Source organism: Streptococcus constellatus subsp. constellatus, assembly GCF_023167545.1.
Classification (GTDB): Bacteria; Bacillota; Bacilli; order Lactobacillales; family Streptococcaceae; genus Streptococcus; species Streptococcus constellatus.
The window spans coordinates 677,469-694,832 of record NZ_AP014647.1; the positions used below are offsets into that span (position 1 = coordinate 677,469).

A 17,364-nucleotide genomic window follows, 5' to 3' on the forward strand; every position below is an offset into this window, starting at 1 on the left:
TAATGACAGTTTTTGCGAAACTTTGGAAAGCATTTTCTGACTTGCCAGAAGTGACAACTATTGCTTTAGGAGGTTCTCGTAGTGGAGAAACTTATGATGAGACTTCGGACTATGATTTATATATTTATTGCACAAGCATTCCAGATGAAAATAGCCGAAAGTCGATTTTAACTAAATATTGTTCTTACATGGAAATGAGTAATCAGTTTTGGGAATTGGAAGATGATTGTACCTTAAATAATGGTGTTGATATTGATATTCTTTACAGGAATATCTGTCATTTTGCAACAGATCTTGAAAATGTTATAGAAAAATACCAAGCCGGGAATGGCTACACTACCTGCTTTTGGCACAATTTAAAAACCTGCAAGATTCTGTATGATGCGGATGGAGAATTAGGTAAATTGCAAGAACGGTTTAACGTTCCTTTTCCTCCGAAATTAAAAGATAATATCATTTCACGAAATTTTAGTTTGTTAACTGGACATTTGCCGTCCTACGATACGCAGATTTTAAAAGCAGCAAAACGAAAAGACTTTGTTAGCGTTAATCATCGTGTTACAGCTTTTTTAGAATCCTATTTTGACATTATTTTTGCAGTTAATGAATTGACCCACCCCGGCGAAAAGAGAATGATGTCGTATGCAAAAGCTCATGCAAGCCTTCTTCCCAATCAATTTGAGAAATCTTTAAATGCCTTATTAATGAGCATCACTGCTAGTCCTGAAATTCTTGAAAAACAATTAAGAGAAATAATTGTAAATTTAGAGGGAATTTTATCATAAAATCGGCTGGAATTGAGTATAAAAAAACGGTTTAAGCCGTTTTTTGTATTTAGTAGATTTTTCTTGAAATCATTATAAAAAGCTCCTTTAGTAGTTTCTTCTGCAGAGAGAGTCAAAAATATTTTGGGCAGTCTTATTGTTTGGTTGTGGCTAGTCATGTTTTTCGGATTGCAGTTTTTTTCTCTCTGACTCATGAATTTTTCCTATTTCTTTAAAATTTTTTCCATGATTGTTTGTTGGGGCTTTAGATCTAAACGTTCATAAAAGCGCAAGGCAGCGACATTATTATTCCATACATCAAGGGTTAAGTTGTAACAGCCAATTTCTTGGGCAAATTCTTCTGCAAAATGGCAGAGTTGCTCACCAATTTTTTGACCACGAGCATTTTCATCAACGCAAAGGTCTTCAATAAAAAGCGTTTTGATAGGTGTTTGTGCGAGACTTTGTGGTTCTTTAATGATACAAAAGAGATGACCTAAGATTTTTCCTTCTTCATTTTCAAAGACAAAGATTGGTGTATTTTCCTGAGACATCAGTGTTTTCAACTGTTCATCGTTGAATTTGCGACCACTCTCTTTGAAAATATCTGGTCGGACTTTATGATGAACAAGCAAGACTTGCTCTAAAAGATGATTGAGTACTGGAATATCGCTTGGGATTGCTTTTCTAATAGGCATAGTGAACTCCTTTTGTGACCGCCGGTCATTTTTATATAAAATATTATATGACTATCAGTCATTTTTGTTAAGAACAAAATTCAAAAAATTTTTGAGTCATATAAAAATAACCTGCTATGAGCGAGTTTTAAGATTGTTTGTACAATATTTATTTTATTAGCTTAAAGTAAGGATGGTTTTTTAAATTTTTAAAAATAGGAATAGTAACAAGACTAATTACGATAAGTTTTATGAGATCTGGTAGGATAAAAGGAATAATTCCAACAGTGATAGCTTTATCTAAGCTAAATCTTGCTAATAACATTAAACCAAGTACGCCGCCGACAAAAACCAGAGCATCTCCGAGTAGATTGGCTAAGAAAATCGTTAAAAAACTGCTATCTTTTGAAATCAGACCAGCTGTTACCAAAGCATAGAACAAGTAAAACCAGAGATAGCCTGCGTTTGGTCCAACAAGTGCCTGCAATCCGCCACTTCCGCCTGCAAAAACAGGGAGTCCAATAGCACCTAAAAGAAGATAAAGTGTAACTGCTAATAAAGCTTCTTTTCGATGAAAAATAGTGGCTATTAAGCCAACTGCCATATTTTGCAGAGCAAAAGGAACTGGACCGATAGGAATGGTAATCTGAGCAAGGACAGTTATCAAAGCTGCACCAATAGCTGGCAGGACAAGTGTAAATGATTTCTTCATTATTGTAACCCTTTGCTTTATAATATGGTAACTATTATAAAGTAAATACGAAAAATGTCAAGTAATAAATAAAAAGGTGAAAGCATAAACTGAATTCACCTTTTGTCGAAGTAGTTTAATTATTTTTTGCGGTATATTACTTTTCCTTTATTTTTGTTGCGAAAGTATAATATCAAAAATGCAATTAGTCCAAAGATATTTAAAAAGATAAGTAAGATAGTTACAAGAATTATTTTTACTTTTTTCATAGGAAAACCTCCTAAAATAGGTTTGATATGATCAGAACAAAGATTTACATCTTTATCGACTAAAAAATCAAAGAAAAAAGGGAGGCTGGGACAAAAGTTTTCAACTTCTGAAAGAGTTTCGTGATAAACAAATGACGCAGTAGCTGATTGGACTCTTTCTTCGCTGTTCAAGCTCGCAAGAGTTCCTAGTCATCTTTGCGGGGGTGGGACTACGAACTTAAAATTTTTAATTTTGAGTTCTGTCCCACTCCCAGCGGATAAAATAAAGGAATAAGTTATGGAATGAGAAGAAGTTATCGTGTAAACTAAAAGAGTCAGAAATGCAGCCAGCATTTCTGACTCTTGAGATAAGGTTGGAAAAATTCTAAGAGTAAGACATTTATGGGAATTGTTTCCACTCTCAGCGCATGGTAACAAATTCTTCTGATCCAGTAGGATGGATGGCAACGGTCGCATCAAAATCTGCTTTGGTCGCTCCCATTTTAATAGCAACTGCAAAGCCTTGAATCATTTCATCAACTCCGTAACCGATTCCGTGGAGACCAATGACTTTCTCATCTGTTCCTGTTGTAATCAGTTTGAACTTAGCTTGTTGTCTGTGTTGGGTGACAGCTGAATACATGGAAGTGAAACCAGAGGTATAAATGTGAAGGTTTTCTGCTCCATATTGTTGAATGGCTTGTTCTTCAGTCAAGCCAACGGTTCCAATTGCTGGGTGAGAGAAGACAACAGTTGGAATGTTAGAATAATCCATTTTAGCTTCAGTTTTTCCATTAAATAAGCGCTCTGCTAAGGTACGCCCTGCCTTGATAGCAACAGGGGTTAATTCTTTTTCTCCTGTAACATCTCCTAGAGCATAAATACCTTGTGTTGCTGTATTCTGAAACTCATCGACTGTGATAAAGCCACGAGTATCAAGGGTAACACCAGCAGCTTCTAAATTTAATCCTTCGGTGTTGGCAGTCCGCCCTGTTGCCCAGATGACGTGTTGGGCGACGTGGCTCGTTCCGTCCTCAAAAGTGATGCGAAGCAAATCGTTTTCAACTTTTTCAAGCTTTTTTGGTATTTTGTGGGTGTGTAGAGTAGGACCTGATTTCTTCATTTCTTCTACAAGACCTTCTATGATATAAGCATCAAAATTACGGAGAGGACGTTCTCGACGGACAAAGAGATCTGTTTTTACGCCTAAAGCATGCAGAAGTCCGACTAATTCGACTGCAATATAGCCTGCACCAAGAATGGCAACAGACTGCGGGAGTTCTTCCCATGCGAAAACATCGTCAGAAGTTTCACCTAATTCTGCTCCGGGGATTGCTGGAATATGAGGATGAGCACCAGTTGCGATAACAATATGTTTAGCTTGAATGATCTCGCCATTTACTTCAACTGTATGGCGGTCTATGAATTTGGCACGACCTTCAATCACCTCAACTCCATTCCGAGTGAAACTATTATGGTAAGAATGGCGTGCACGGTCAATATATGCTTCGCGATTCTTTCGAAGTGTCCTAAAATCAAATTGCTGATTATCTGAAGTAAATCCATAATCTGGTCCATAGTCTTGAATAGCTTCGGCAATTTGTGCACCATACCACATGATTTTTTTTGGAACGCAACCGACGTTGACACAGGTGCCTCCTAATTTCTTTTCTTCAATAACGACAGCTTTTGCACCATGTTCTCCAGCACGGTTCATGGTTGCTATTCCTCCGCTACCGCCACCAATGGCGATGATGTCAAATGTTCTCATACGAGTCTCCTTTTTATCTGTAGTATGAAATTATTGTAACGTTTTTAGAAAATGATTGCAAAAATCTGCTACAAAAATTGATAGAAGATTTGACTATTTAATTGTATTATTGTATTATATATTTAATACAAAAAGAATAAAGAATAGAAGATAGAAGAATGATAAAAGAGTAAAGAAATTGTTTGTAAATGTTTTCTTATTTCTAATTGTGTATGTTATAATATAAAAAATAATGGACGATTTTCATCAGGAGGAGAAAGAGATGAAAAAATTGAAAAAATGGCAGTTGTTTAGCCTAATTGGTGTAACTACGGTTGTTATTTTAGGAGCGATAGGTACGATTCTCTTGTTCAATGGTAATAATGTCGCTGATAAAGAGAAAACGATCCAAGTGCAAAAAGTGAGGGAAGGATCAGTTGCTTCGTCTGTCTTATTGTCAGGAAATATTGCAGCTACTAATGAGCAGTACGTCTATTATGATAGTACCAAAGGTGATTTGGATAGTGTTCTTGTAAATGTTGGAGATAAAGTAACAGCTGGTCAAGCTTTGGTACAATACAAGAGTGTGGAAGCACAAGCTGCTTACGATACTGCTGTTCGCGCGTTAAATAAAATCGATCGCCAAATTTATGATTTAAAAACGTATGGAACAACTATTGAAACGACAGGTGATGCAGCTACGGATGATAAAACAACTGCATCTGCACAACGGTCTGTTGATTCCCAACTAAAGGATTTGCAAGACAATCGTGCAGATGCAGAAGCTAATGTCAATAAAGCACAAGCCCAGCTAAATGCGACGACTGTAACGAGTGCAAATGATGGAACCGTAGTAGAAGTAAATCGCGATGTTTCTAAGTCTACAACAGGAGCAAATCAAACGCTTGTTCATATTGTTAATAACGGCAACCTTCAAGTAAAAGGGGAGCTATCAGAGTACAATTTAGCAAATCTTTCCGTTGGACAGGAAGTGACGATGACGTCCAAGGTTTATCCAGACAAGAAATGGACTGGAAAAATCAGCTATATCTCCAATTATCCGAAAGACAACCAAAATACAGCAGCAGCTGGTGCAGGGAATGCGAGCTCAGGAGCAAAATATCCATATACAGTTGATATTACAAGTGAAATTGGTGATTTGAAGCAAGGTTTCTCCATTAATATTGAAGTAAAAAATAAGACAAGAGGTATTCTTGTGCCAGTCAGCAGTATCGTTTCTGAAAGCAATAAGAGCTATATTTGGACAATAGAAAAAGGAACTGCGAAAAAAGTTCAAGTGACACTTGGAAATGCAGATGCTAAACATCAAGAAATCTCATCTGGTTTGACAAAAGATAGTAAAGTTATCACCAATCCGACAGATAGCTTGAAAGATGGTCAAGAGGTGAAATCATATGAAGAAACTCATTGATTTAAAAAATGTGAATAAAAGTTATCGCAATGGAGATCAAGAACTTCAGGTCTTGAAAGATATTCATTTGGCTGTTGAAGAAGGTGAGTTTGTTGCAATTATGGGGCCTTCTGGTTCAGGTAAGTCAACGCTAATGAATATCATTGGTATGCTCGATAGACCAACGAGTGGAGAGTATTATTTAGAAGGAGAAGAAGTCGCCAAACTAGGTGAAAAGAAGTTAGCAAAAGTCCGCAATCAGCAGATTGGCTTTGTGTTTCAACAATTATTCTTGTTGTCAAAATTAAATGCTCTTCAAAATGTAGAACTTCCTTTGATTTATGCCGGAGTTTCTCAATTCAAACGAAAAGCCTTAGCAGAGCAATACCTTAAAAAAGTTGAGCTAGAAGCGCGTATGCACCATTTACCGTCAGAACTTTCTGGCGGTCAAAAACAGAGGGTAGCCATTGCGCGTGCCTTAGTTAATCATCCTTCCATTATCTTAGCGGATGAACCAACTGGTGCTTTGGATACCAAGACAGGTGAGCAAATTATGGAATTGCTGACGGAGCTAAACCGTGAAGGGAAAACGATTATCATGGTCACTCATGAACCAGAAATTGCAGCCTTTGCAAAGCGCCAAATTGTCATTCGTGATGGTGTCATTTCGTCGGATACTAAGAAAGGAGAAGCATGATGCAGAATTGGAAATTTGCAATTAACTCCATTATGGGGCATAAAATGCGTTCTTTCTTAACGATGTTGGGCATTATTATTGGTGTTATGTCTGTCATGGTGATTGTGGCTCTAGGAAGTGGTATGTCAAAAGCTTTCACAGATGTCTTAGGTGGCGCTCAGCAAGATGTCTCCATATTTTATTCACATAAAAGAAGTAAAAATGGAGATGGGGTTAGAAGTTATCAAGAAATGCGTGAAGATGCTGACAGTGGAAATAGCGATGAGACGGTTTCGACTGAAGTAGAGCCTGAGATCAAAGAAGCCTGGGTCAAACAGGCAGTTAGAGAGATTAGCGGGATTGATAACTATTATGTCACAAATAACACAACTGCCACGGTAAATTATGGTAAGAAAAAAGCGGATAAGATTCCTATAATAGGTATTAATTCAACTTATTTTACAGTAAAGAAATATCAAATTGTTGCAGGTCGGATTCTGACAGCAAATGATTATCAAACATTTGCAAGAGTTGTTTTGATAGATACAAAATTGGCTGATATTCTTTTTGGAGGTGCAGACAAAGCACTCAATCAGATTGTTCAGCTAGGAAATAATAACTACCGTGTAATTGGTGTTTATAAAGATCCAAATGAAACACGAAATCGTTTAGCCAATATGAACAACGGAAATCTACTAATGGCTAATACCCAGTTGGCTGCGGAATACAATGCTGCCGAGATTATGAATGTCGTGGTGCACGTCAAAAAATTAGATAATGTATTGAAAGATGGAAGTGCAGCAGCGCGTTTGATGACAAAGTTGTCTGGCGTGAAAGAAGGCGAGTACCAAATGTTTGACCAAGCTGGTCAATTGGCTTCTATTCAAAGCCAGATTGCTATCGTACAAATAGTTTTTGGTGCAATTGCAGGAATCGCCCTCCTGGTTGGCGGTATCGGTGTGATGAATATCATGCTTGTATCGGTGACAGAACGCACCCGCGAAATCGGTCTTCGAAAAGCGCTTGGAGCAACTCGTGGAAATATCTTGATGCAATTTGTCATTGAGTCAATAGTGTTGACCGCAATCGGTGGTCTGATTGGGCTTGCTTTAGCAGCTCTTATCGTAGCCTCTATTGGTCATAACTTAGATTCATTTTTCGGAGCTCCTCCTACTATTACAACAGTATCTGCTGTTGGAAGTGTCTTTTTTTCAGCGACTATCGGGATTATTTTCGGGATTTTGCCAGCTAATAAGGCGTCTAAATTGGATCCGATTGAATCCTTACGTTATGAATAAACGGATAATCTTCACAGTGTAAGAAAGAATGTTTTATAAAAAAACTCCAACAACTACTCATCTTTTAGTGAGTTACTTGTTGGAGTTTTTATGGTATATAAGCTAGTTTAGTGTGATACACGTTTACGAGCTGCTTTTTTGCGATTTTCTTCGATGAAAGCTGCCTTCTTTTCTTCAGGTTCAATCACTTTTTTCTTAAATGTATAAACTGCACCTGCAACAGCAGCAACAGTACCAGCAACCCCAGTAACAACCCCTTTAACAAATCCTTTAGCCATTAGATTTCTCCTTTTTTGAACTTTATTTATGTTATAATATATAGTAACGAAAAATTAAATTTTTTTCAAGGGAAAAGATGAAAACAAAGGTAATTGTGATTATAGGCCCTACAGCAGTAGGAAAGACAGCTCTTAGTGTAGAAATTGCAAAACGTTTTAATGGTGAGATTATTAGCGGTGATAGCCAGCAAGTCTATAAAAAACTGGATATAGGAACGGCTAAAATCACTCCAGAAGAGCAAGAGGGGATTCCTCATTATTTGATAGATGTGCGAGAAGTGAGTGAAGCTTATTCAGCTTTTGATTTTGTAAAGGAGGCAGAAACTGCTATTAAAACGATTGTAGCAAAAGGAAAAATACCTATCATTGTGGGAGGAACAGGGCTTTATATTCAAAGTCTACTGGAAGGCTATCATTTGGGTGGTTCAGCTTCTCGTGAGGATATTTTAGCCTATCGATCAGAGTTAGATACTTTAACAGATGAGGAATTGTTTAGCAAAATAGCAAAGCTAGGATTGACTATTCCCCAGATGAACCGTAGGAGAGCTATGCGAACATTAGAAATTGCTCATTTGGGGAAGGAGCTTGAAAACAAACAGTCTGATTATGATGCCCTGCTAATTTGTCTAGATGATGCCCGAGAAGTTCTCTATGAGCGTATCAATCAGCGAGTGGATCTAATGTTGAAGGCTGGGCTTTTAGAAGAGGCAAAGTGGCTTTATGATTATTATCCGCATGTTCAAGCTAGTAAGGGAATTGGCTACAAGGAACTTTTTCCTTACTTTGCTGGGGAGCTGACCTTGGAGGAAGCTACGGATAAAATCAAGCAACATACTCGTCGCTTTGCCAAACGCCAGCTAACTTGGTTTCGCAACCGTATGAATGCAGCCTTTTATCAGGTTTCAAAACCGAAGGACAAAGAGCGGATGATGCAGGATATAAAGGAATTTATGAATGATTGAAACAGAAAAACAGCAGGAACGAGTCATCCTTATCGGAGTAGAATTGCAGGGAATAGATAATTTCTCCCTGTCTATGGAAGAATTAGCCAGTCTAGCCAGAACTGCTGGTGCTCAAGTGGTGTCCTCTTACATTCAGAAACGAGAAAAGTATGATAGCAAGACTTTTATTGGTGCTGGAAAATTAGAAGAAATAAAACACATGGTAGAGGCAGATGAGATCTCCACCGTAATTGTCAACAATCGTTTGACACCTCGTCAGAATATCAATTTGGAAGAGATTCTAGGGGTAAAGGTTATTGATCGTATGCAGTTAATTTTGGATATTTTTGCTATGCGGGCTAGGAGTCATGAAGGGAAGCTTCAAGTGCATTTGGCTCAGCTCAAGTACTTATTGCCGCGACTGGTTGGACAGGGTATTATGCTTAGCCGTCAGGCTGGGGGAATTGGTTCTCGTGGCCCCGGTGAAAGTCAGTTAGAACTCAATCGTCGTAGTGTTCGTAATCAGATTCATGATATTGAGCGACAACTCAAAATTGTAGAAAAAAATCGAGCAACTGTGCGGGAAAAACGTTTGGATTCTAGTGTTTTTAAAATCGGTCTGATTGGTTATACTAATGCTGGGAAGTCCACGATTATGAATGCCTTGACGAACAAGAATCAATATGAGGCAGACGAGCTTTTTGCCACTTTAGATGCGACAACTAAAGGTGCTAATCTGACGGGGAGGCTGAATGTAACATTGACGGATACGGTTGGTTTTATTCAGGATTTGCCGACTGAGTTAATATCTAGCTTCAAATCGACCTTAGAAGAGAGCAAAAATGTGGATCTTTTGGTTCATGTGATTGATGCCAGTGATCCGAATCACGAGGAACATGAAAAAACGGTCTTGGCAATTATGAAAGACTTGGATATGCTAGATATTCCTCGCTTGACCCTTTATAATAAAGCTGACAAAGCAGGAAATTTTCTTCCAACTTTAACTCCCTATGTCTTGATTTCGGCAAAGATGGAAAATAGCAGAGCAGTCTTACAAGAAGCTCTGTTGGATAAGATGCGAGAATTATTTGTTCCTTTTTGTATCAGGGTTGGCTCTGGCAAGGCCTATAAGTTGTATGAATTAGAAAGTCTAGCAATTATCGATAAGAGAGAGTATGTGGAAGAAAGTGAAATGATTTCTGGCTATATAGCAGAAAAAAATAAATGGAGACTAGAAGAATTTTATGACTGATTATATCAATTTAGCGCTTAAATACGGTGGCTTTACGAGTTTAGATCGTATTTATCTAGAAAAAGTTTTGGATAAGCTGTCCAATTCGCAAAAGTTGACTTTTATCACACCGCCACCTAGTGTAATCAATGCGTATTTTTCTGAACTCTACCAAAAAAAGAGTCCAGAGGCAGCAACGGATTATTTTTTAGAATTGAGTAAGGAATTATCACTTTTTAACAGTTCTCCTAATTTTGAGGAGGAAAAGCCTTTTATCCGACTGAATCTTTCAGGTAAATCTTATGGTTTTTGTTTTGAAAACGAAGATGGAATTGGATTAATTTTTCCAGAAATTCCAGAGGTGATTGAGCCGGATTTACTCTTTGAAATTGCTCAGCTTTTCCCTCATTATCTAGTTTATGAAGATGGAAAAGTTATTCGGATGATACAGGCTGCTCCTGAAGAAATTGTGCAAAAGCAGGCGCTTTCCGCTCTAACTGACTGCTATGAATTGGCGGATGGGCGGATAAAACTGGAAGGCTATAATCAGGAAGAGTTAAGTCAGCTGGCTCAAACCTATTCCGGTCAGCTTTATTATCGTTCTCAGAATCGCTCTGCGATGATTTATATTAATAAAAAATAGAAAGAAAAAGATGCAACTACAATTTTTAGGTACAGGAGCTGGTCAGCCTTCTAAGGCTCGTAATGTTTCTAGTCTGGTTTTGAAACTATTGGATGAAATCAATGAAATTTGGATGTTTGATTGTGGTGAAGGAACCCAGAATCGCATTTTAGAGACGACGATTCGTCCCAGAAAGATTAGAAAGATTTTTATCACTCATTTGCATGGGGATCATATTTTTGGTCTACCGGGTTTTTTATCCACTCGATCATTTCAAGCTAATGAAGAGCAAACAGATATTGAAATATATGGACCGGTCGGCATTAAAAGTTTTGTCATGACGAGTCTTCGTGTGTCGGGGTCGCGCCTGCCTTATCGGATTCATTTTCATGAATTTGACGAAAAACACTTAGGGAAAATTTTAGAAACTGATAAATTTACAGTTTATGCAGAGAAACTAGATCATAGCATTTTTTGTGTGGGTTACCGCATTATGCAGAAAGATTTGGAAGGTACATTGGATGCTGAGAAATTGAAAGTCGCAGGTGTTCCTTTTGGCCCTCTCTTTGGTAAGGTAAAAAATGGGGAAGACGTAGTGCTAGAAGACGGGACGAAAATTATAGCAGCGGATTACATTTCAGCTCCGCGACCTGGCAAGATCATTACTATTCTGGGAGATACACGTAAAACGTATGCCAGTGTGCGGCTTGCTGTTAATGCAGACGTCTTGGTACATGAGTCCACTTATGGCAAAGGAGATGAGAAAATCGCTCGCAATCACGGCCACTCTACCAATCTACAAGCAGCAGAAGTCGCTAAAGAGGCTGGTGTTAAGCGTCTCCTGCTCAATCATATCAGCGCGCGTTTTCTATCAAAGGATATTGGTCAAATGCGTAGAGATGCCAGTTCTATTTTTGAAAATGTCCACTTGGTCAAGGATTTAGAGGAAGTAGAGATATAAATCTAAATAGAAGAGCAAAATGAAAGGAACGCATGAAAATACTATTTGTAAGACATGGAAAAGATTCTGCTCAACATAGAGGTGGCTAGAGTCAGCTTGATCTTCTTTCTGAGGGAAAAAGGGAAGCAGAAACATTGGCAAATTACTTAGCTCAGCACAAAGAAAACTATCACTTTACGAAAGTGATTACGAGTGATTTGAAAAGAGCTGAGACGACTGCAATGATTTTAGCAGAGAAGCTTCAGCTGCCATTGGAGAAAGTAAGAGACTTACGCGAAACAAATAATGGCGATTTGGCAGGAATGTTAAATAGCGAGGCTGATCAAAAATTTCCTCATCTCTATTTTAGAAGTCTTGCAATGGACGAGCATTATCCAAATGGAGAAAGCCCGATAGAATTTTATCAACGGATAAAAACTTGGTTTGAACTTTTTTTGAAGGAAAATCATAACTCAGATGAGACACAAATTGTGGTTACACATGGTGGAGTGATAAACATTATCTATCATTTGGTGAACAAGAGAGAGTGGACAAATAAGAGTCGGCTTTTTCTTGTGAAACATTGCAGCATTAGTTTATTGAATACAGAAACGCTTGTTTTTGAGATTGAAAACCAAACGGATTTTTTGAAAGAAAAGTAAGGAGAACACATGCGAACAATCGTTATTACAGGAGCTAGTGGCGGTGTGGCTCAGGAAATGGTGAAGTTGTTGCCAAATGATCAGCTGATTTTAGTAGGACGCAGTCGGGAAAAATTAGTAAAGCTTTATTCAAATCATGCACATTGCGAATTCGTTGAGTTAGATATTACAGCTTACAAAGCTTTAGAAGCTTTTACTGAAGAAATTTACCAGAAGTATGCTCAGGTGGATGTTTTAGTCAACAATGCTGGTTACGGTATTTTTGAGGAATTTGACAAGATTAGCAATGAGGATATTCATGCCATGTTTGAAGTCAACACATTTGCTCTTATGAATCTGTCTCGTCTTTTCGGAGAGCAGATGAAGCAAGCGGGTCATGGGCATATTGTCAATCTTGTTAGCACAGCTGGGCTGATTGCTAGTGCTAAATCTAGTCTCTACTCAGCTACTAAGTTTGCGGCTATCGGTTTTTCCAATGCTTTGCGTTTAGAGTTGATGCCTTACAATGTTTATGTGACGACGGTTAATCCAGGACCGATTAAGACGGCTTTCTTTGACAAAGCTGACCCCGATGGTAGTTATATTAAGGCGGTTGATAAATACATTTTGGAAGCAGATACTGTTGCTAAGCAGATTGTGAACAATTTTGGGAAAAAGAAGCGAGAGTTGATCATGCCTTTCACACTGAAGGCGGCTCACAAGCTCTATACGCTTTTTCCTAACTTTGGTGACAGACTAGCTAGTAAAATGTTCAATTATAAGTAGGAGACGTTTATGGACGTGGCAGCTTACAAGGAATTTTTAAATCAACCATGGGGGAAGCTTTATTATGAGATTCTATTTGCTCAGTTAGCACATATAAAAAATAAAAAGGTATTAGATTTTGGGAGTGGTTTTGGTTTGGTGGCGGATTTTTTGGCACAAAACAATCAGGTAATAGCTATAGAACCAAATGACGAGATGATTGCAGAACGTCAGCAGAATTTCCATTATCAGCAACTACAAGGCAGTCTAGAAATGTTGAAAGATATTCCAAATGCTCATTTTGACCTCATTGTCTGCCATAATGTTCTGGAGTATGCGGATACTCCAGCTCTTTATCTAGCTGAATTTAGCAGATTGCTGAAAAAAGGTGGACAAATTTCGCTCGTTAAGCACAATGAAGTGGGGCGAATTATGCAGACAGTAGTGTTTGCAAATGATACGAATTTAGCGTTAGATTTATTATCAGGGCAGTCTTATCAATCGCATACAATGGGACAAGCAACCTATTATGATTTAGCAGACTTATTACAAAAGGTTACGTCTGAATTGACTGTTCAGAATTATCAAGGAATTCGAATTTTTTATGGCTTGCAAGACAATGCAGTTAAAACAGCAGTCGCTTGGCAGGAAAAGATGTTGAAGATAGAGCTTGCAGTTTGCCAACAGTCTCCTTATCGTGATATTGCTGCTTTTCAACATATTTGGCTGCAAAAAGGATTCAAGAATGATTCATTATGTTGAAAATAAACAAATAACTGTTGAGGAATTGCTTCTGCTTTATCAATCTGTTGGTTGGAGTAACTATACGGATTATCCAGAGCGACTAGAGCAGGCCTTTCAAAATTCTCTTTACACTGTAGCAGCGTATGACAATGACTGTCTTGTCGGTCTTCTTAGAGCAGTAGGAGATGGAGCTTCTGTTCTTTTTATCCAAGACTTACTGGTTCTACCAAATTATCAGAGACAAGGCATCGGACGTAAACTCTTACAGACTACTTTGGAAGAATGGTCAGATGTTTATCAGATTGAGTTAGTGACAGATCAATCTGATAAGACGCTATCTTTTTATCAAGGCCTCGGATTTCGAAAACTGTCTGATTCGAATTGTACAGGTTTGATTTATGTAGGATAACTTAAAATGCTATATGTATAAAATTAGAAGTTCAGACTAGTGAAAGCTAGTCTTTTCGTGTTATAATAAAAGTTATATTGTAAAAGAAAGATGATTTCATGATTACATCAAAATATGATTGGCAAATTGCTACAAATTTTTCAGATGAGGACTTTATTAAAAAAGCTAAAAAACTGGGCTTGGAGACTTCGGTAGCTAATTTAGTCTACCAGAGAGGTATCCAGACAGAAGAAGCACTGCGAGACTTTCTAGAAGCTAGTTTAGACAAGCTACACAATCCTTATGAACTTCATGATATGGAGAAGGCGGTAGTACGCATTCGTCAAGCGATTGAAAATTATGAGCAGATCTTGATTTATGGCGATTATGATGCGGATGGCATGACTTCGGCTTCTATTGTTAAAGAAGCGTTAGAACAATTGGGAGCGGAGTGTCAAGTCTATTTACCCAATCGATTTACAGATGGTTATGGACCTAATGCTAGTGTTTACAAGTATTTTATTGAAAATCAAGAAGTCTCACTCATTATTACAGTGGACAATGGTGTTGCAGGACATGAAGCAATTGAGTTAGCCCAGTCCATGGGAGTGGATGTCATCGTAACAGATCACCACTCTATGCCTGAGGAGCTGCCAAATGCCTATGCTATCGTCCATCCGGAACATAGCGGAGCAGATTACCCTTTCAAGCATCTGGCTGGCTGTGGGGTGGCTTTTAAGTTAGCGACTGCCCTTTTAGAGGAAGTGCAGATTGAGTTGTTGGATCTAGTCGCTATCGGCACTATTGCGGATATGGTCAGCTTGACAGGTGAGAATCGGATTTTGGTCAAATATGGCTTGTCTGTTTTGAAAAACACTCAGCGCATCGGCTTGCAAGAACTTTTCAAAATAGCAGGTATACAGTCTGACGAGCTGAACGAAGAAACAGTTGGTTTTCAAATAGCCCCTAGACTCAATGCTCTAGGTCGATTGGATGATCCCAATCCTGCTATTGAACTTCTGACCGGCTTTTATGAAGAAGAAGCGCGTGACATTGCCCTGATGATTAATCAGAAAAATGACGAGCGCAAGGAGATGGTGCAGCATATTTATGATGAAGCTAAGGTTATGATTGATCCTGAGAAGCCTGTTCAGGTTCTAGCTGGCAAGGGTTGGAATCCAGGTGTTTTGGGAATTGTAGCAGGGCGACTTTTAGAAGAGTTGCATCAGCCGATCATTGTGCTGAATATTGAAAATGGTTTAGCCAAAGGTAGTGCTCGCAGCATTGAAGCAGTTGATATTTTTGAAGCTCTAGATCCTCACCGAGAGTTATTTGTAGCTTTTGGTGGGCATGCAGGGGCAGCCGGCATGACTCTTGACGTCAGTCGATTAGAAGAACTCAGTCAGGTTTTGGAGGCTTATATTGAAGATAATCAAGTTGATTTGTCAACTAAGAATGAACTCTTTTTGGATGAAGAATTAGCTTTGCCAGATCTGACGCTGGAAACTCTTAAAAACTTTGAAAAACTTGCTCCTTTTGGTATGGATAATAAAAAACCTGTTTTCTATTTAAAAGATTTTAAAGTTGAAAATGCTCGTACCATGGGGGCAGGAAATGCGCACCTTAAGCTGAAAATTTCTCAGGCTAGCGCAGTTCTTGAAGTAGTGGCTTTTGGTCTAGGTGAGCTTGCGACAGAATTTTCTCAAACTAAAAATTTAGAGTTAGCAGTGACTCTGTCGGTCAACAAGTGGAATGGTCAGACTAGCCTCCAGCTTATGCTGATGGATGCGAGGGTCGATGGAATTCAGCTTTTTAATATCCGAGGTAAAAATGCTCGCTTACCTGAAAATGTTCCTATTTTACGTTTTTCAGGAGAAATTCCTGATTTGAAAAAGAGCAGAGCAGTTGTAGTGTATGACTTACCTGAGCACCTAAATCAGCTCAAAGCAATTATTCAACAGGGCAATTTTGAAGCAATTTACTTTAAAAATGAGATTGTTCAGCCCTATTATTTGACAGGTTTCGGAACAAAAGAGCAGTTTGCTAAACTCTATAAAACGATTTATCAGTTTCCAGAGTTTGATATACGCTACAAATTGAAAGAACTAGCCGCTTATCTCAAAATTGATCCCATCCTACTCATTAAGATGATTCAAATTTTTGAAGAGTTAGGCTTTGTGACGATTCAAGATGGAGTTATGCAGGTAAATAAAAACGCAGAAAAAAAAGCTATTGAAAGTAGCCATATTTATCAGGAGCTTAAAATAACTGTCAAGGAGCAGGAACTTATGGCTCTAGGAACGGTACAGGAAATTTATGATTATCTGATAGAAAAAGATGAATGTTCAAACTAGAAGTTAGATGAACCATTTATTTTGGGGAGTTAGCCTTTGTAGTCAAGCTATGAAATGGGCTATGAAGTTTTGAGTAATGAAAAAGTCATGAGTAAGATGAACTCATGACTTTATTTTTTGTGAGTATTGCTATTAGATGGTATTATCTACTGTAAATTTACTTTATGTTTGAGGATATAATAAGTTCCAGCATAGTAGATCAGACCTAAAAGAAGAGATACGACTATCTCACCAAAACTACCTAAAGTATTAAGTGATGGGAAAGCCGAAACGCTCAAATTAGCAACGATAAGCAGAGAAAAATGAATTCCAAAATAAGTTAGAAAGGCTATTGCAGCGCGGTGATCTTGGAAGAGTTGACCGATAGAGATAGAAAGATAAATCAATAGGATATTTGGGATAAGGACTACAAGATAGTATCCAAATGATTTCAGGGCTTCACCAATCATTTCCCAAAAGTGTTTACCAAGTAATCGAACAACTGTTTCAATTTCAGATTGTGTATGAAAAGCAGTTCCCACAATAAGGGTAATGATGAAAAAACTAAGAAATAATGCAATGGTACTAAGAATCGTCCATATAATAGCGCCGAGTAATTTTGAAAGGATAATTTGGTGTTCATTAACTGGTAAGGTGAGCGTTAGGTATCCTTCTCTTTCATAAACACTATTTTTAAAACGACGAATAATCAGAAAGAGTGTTGAAATTGCAAGTGCCACAAGGAGACCTGAGAAAATCAGCATTGTAAAACCGAAGAAAGTACTTGTCATACTCCCTGCTTCATTAGTAGAAGACTGCAAACGGTCGAAAAAGTTCCTTCCGTTTGCAAAATGTCTTAGCCAAAGTCCAATACTAATAGATAGAAAGAGTACGATTCCATATAATCCTAAATACCACTTATTTACATTTTTAAATTCATATTTTAATAAATTCCAAAACATAGTT

General features: G+C 38.0%; 18 protein-coding genes and 1 pseudogene. 13 read left to right on the forward strand and 6 right to left on the reverse strand.

What is annotated here, in order from left to right:
- Positions 1–2 precede the first annotated feature (2 nt).
- Positions 3–785: a nucleotidyltransferase domain-containing protein gene (locus tag SCSC_RS03325; protein WP_006270541.1), complete on the forward strand. Its 783-nt coding sequence runs from the start codon at positions 3–5 to the stop codon at positions 783–785.
- Between the two features lie 203 nt (positions 786–988).
- Here SCSC_RS03325 and SCSC_RS03330 read toward each other — a convergent pair whose 3' ends face one another.
- From SCSC_RS03330 to gorA, 4 genes are all read right to left on the reverse strand, one after another.
- Positions 989–1,462, reverse strand: coding sequence for a GNAT family N-acetyltransferase (locus SCSC_RS03330; protein ID WP_006270543.1), 474 nt, complete (start codon positions 1,460–1,462; stop codon positions 989–991).
- 148 nt (positions 1,463–1,610) lie between these two features.
- The gene (locus tag SCSC_RS03335) at positions 1,611–2,153 is read right to left on the reverse strand and encodes a biotin transporter BioY (RefSeq protein ID WP_003069700.1); all 543 of its coding nucleotides are present in this window, start codon (positions 2,151–2,153) and stop codon (positions 1,611–1,613) included.
- 119 nt (positions 2,154–2,272) lie between these two features.
- A complete protein-coding gene (locus tag SCSC_RS03340) occupies positions 2,273–2,572 on the reverse strand; it encodes a hypothetical protein (protein WP_022524575.1) in 300 nt (99 codons plus the stop codon).
- Between the two features lie 229 nt (positions 2,573–2,801).
- Positions 2,802–4,151, reverse strand: a complete 1,350-nt coding sequence (gene gorA / locus SCSC_RS03345; RefSeq protein WP_006270579.1) for a glutathione-disulfide reductase — start codon at positions 4,149–4,151, stop codon at positions 2,802–2,804.
- A 262-nt stretch (positions 4,152–4,413) separates the two neighbouring features.
- Here gorA and SCSC_RS03350 point away from each other — a divergent pair, with 262 nt between their 5' ends.
- The 3 genes from SCSC_RS03350 to SCSC_RS03360 are packed head-to-tail and all read left to right on the forward strand — an operon-like array spanning position 4,414 to position 7,515.
- A complete protein-coding gene (locus SCSC_RS03350) occupies positions 4,414–5,562 on the forward strand; it encodes an efflux RND transporter periplasmic adaptor subunit (RefSeq protein WP_006270574.1) in 1,149 nt (382 codons plus the stop codon).
- Positions 5,546–6,238 (forward strand): ABC transporter ATP-binding protein, encoded by a 693-nt coding sequence (locus tag SCSC_RS03355; RefSeq protein WP_006270542.1) that lies wholly within the window; start codon positions 5,546–5,548, stop codon positions 6,236–6,238. The genes SCSC_RS03350 and SCSC_RS03355 overlap by 17 nt, the downstream gene beginning before the upstream one ends.
- A complete protein-coding gene (locus SCSC_RS03360) occupies positions 6,238–7,515 on the forward strand; it encodes an ABC transporter permease (protein ID WP_006270591.1) in 1,278 nt (425 codons plus the stop codon). Before SCSC_RS03355 ends, SCSC_RS03360 begins: the two co-directional genes overlap by 1 nt.
- A gap of 107 nt (positions 7,516–7,622) precedes the next feature.
- Here SCSC_RS03360 and SCSC_RS03365 read toward each other — a convergent pair whose 3' ends face one another.
- Positions 7,623–7,793 (reverse strand): DUF3042 family protein, encoded by a 171-nt coding sequence (locus tag SCSC_RS03365; RefSeq protein ID WP_003024081.1) that lies wholly within the window; start codon positions 7,791–7,793, stop codon positions 7,623–7,625.
- 77 nt (positions 7,794–7,870) lie between these two features.
- Here SCSC_RS03365 and miaA point away from each other — a divergent pair, with 77 nt between their 5' ends.
- The 9 genes and pseudogenes from miaA (at position 7,871) to recJ (ending at position 16,419) form a co-directional block, all read left to right on the forward strand.
- Entirely contained in the window at positions 7,871–8,755 is an 885-nt protein-coding gene (gene miaA / locus SCSC_RS03370) for a tRNA (adenosine(37)-N6)-dimethylallyltransferase MiaA (RefSeq protein WP_006270532.1), read from the forward strand.
- Positions 8,748–9,986, forward strand: a complete 1,239-nt coding sequence (hflX, locus tag SCSC_RS03375) for a GTPase HflX (protein WP_006270577.1) — start codon at positions 8,748–8,750, stop codon at positions 9,984–9,986. The genes miaA and hflX overlap by 8 nt, the downstream gene beginning before the upstream one ends.
- Entirely contained in the window at positions 9,979–10,608 is a 630-nt protein-coding gene (locus tag SCSC_RS03380) for a hypothetical protein (protein WP_006270521.1), read from the forward strand. Before hflX ends, SCSC_RS03380 begins: the two co-directional genes overlap by 8 nt.
- A 10-nt stretch (positions 10,609–10,618) precedes the next feature.
- Positions 10,619–11,548, forward strand: coding sequence for a ribonuclease Z (gene rnz, locus SCSC_RS03385; protein ID WP_006270578.1), 930 nt, complete (start codon positions 10,619–10,621; stop codon positions 11,546–11,548).
- Between the two features lie 32 nt (positions 11,549–11,580).
- Positions 11,581–12,189 (forward strand): annotated as a pseudogene (locus SCSC_RS03390) (histidine phosphatase family protein).
- A 9-nt stretch (positions 12,190–12,198) separates the two neighbouring features.
- Positions 12,199–12,954, forward strand: coding sequence for an SDR family NAD(P)-dependent oxidoreductase (locus SCSC_RS03395; RefSeq protein WP_006270561.1), 756 nt, complete (start codon positions 12,199–12,201; stop codon positions 12,952–12,954).
- 9 nt (positions 12,955–12,963) lie between these two features.
- Positions 12,964–13,695 (forward strand): class I SAM-dependent methyltransferase, encoded by a 732-nt coding sequence (locus SCSC_RS03400; protein WP_006270551.1) that lies wholly within the window; start codon positions 12,964–12,966, stop codon positions 13,693–13,695.
- Positions 13,679–14,086 (forward strand): GNAT family N-acetyltransferase, encoded by a 408-nt coding sequence (locus SCSC_RS03405; RefSeq protein WP_006270584.1) that lies wholly within the window; start codon positions 13,679–13,681, stop codon positions 14,084–14,086. Before SCSC_RS03400 ends, SCSC_RS03405 begins: the two co-directional genes overlap by 17 nt.
- A 98-nt stretch (positions 14,087–14,184) precedes the next feature.
- Positions 14,185–16,419: a single-stranded-DNA-specific exonuclease RecJ gene (gene recJ, locus SCSC_RS03410; RefSeq protein WP_006270565.1), complete on the forward strand. Its 2,235-nt coding sequence runs from the start codon at positions 14,185–14,187 to the stop codon at positions 16,417–16,419.
- A 146-nt stretch (positions 16,420–16,565) separates the two neighbouring features.
- On the opposite strand, the gene SCSC_RS03415 is transcribed toward recJ, so the two are convergent.
- Complete coding sequence (locus SCSC_RS03415) at positions 16,566–17,360, reverse strand: hypothetical protein (protein ID WP_006270589.1); 795 nt, start codon at positions 17,358–17,360, stop codon at positions 16,566–16,568.
- Positions 17,361–17,364 lie beyond the last annotated feature (4 nt).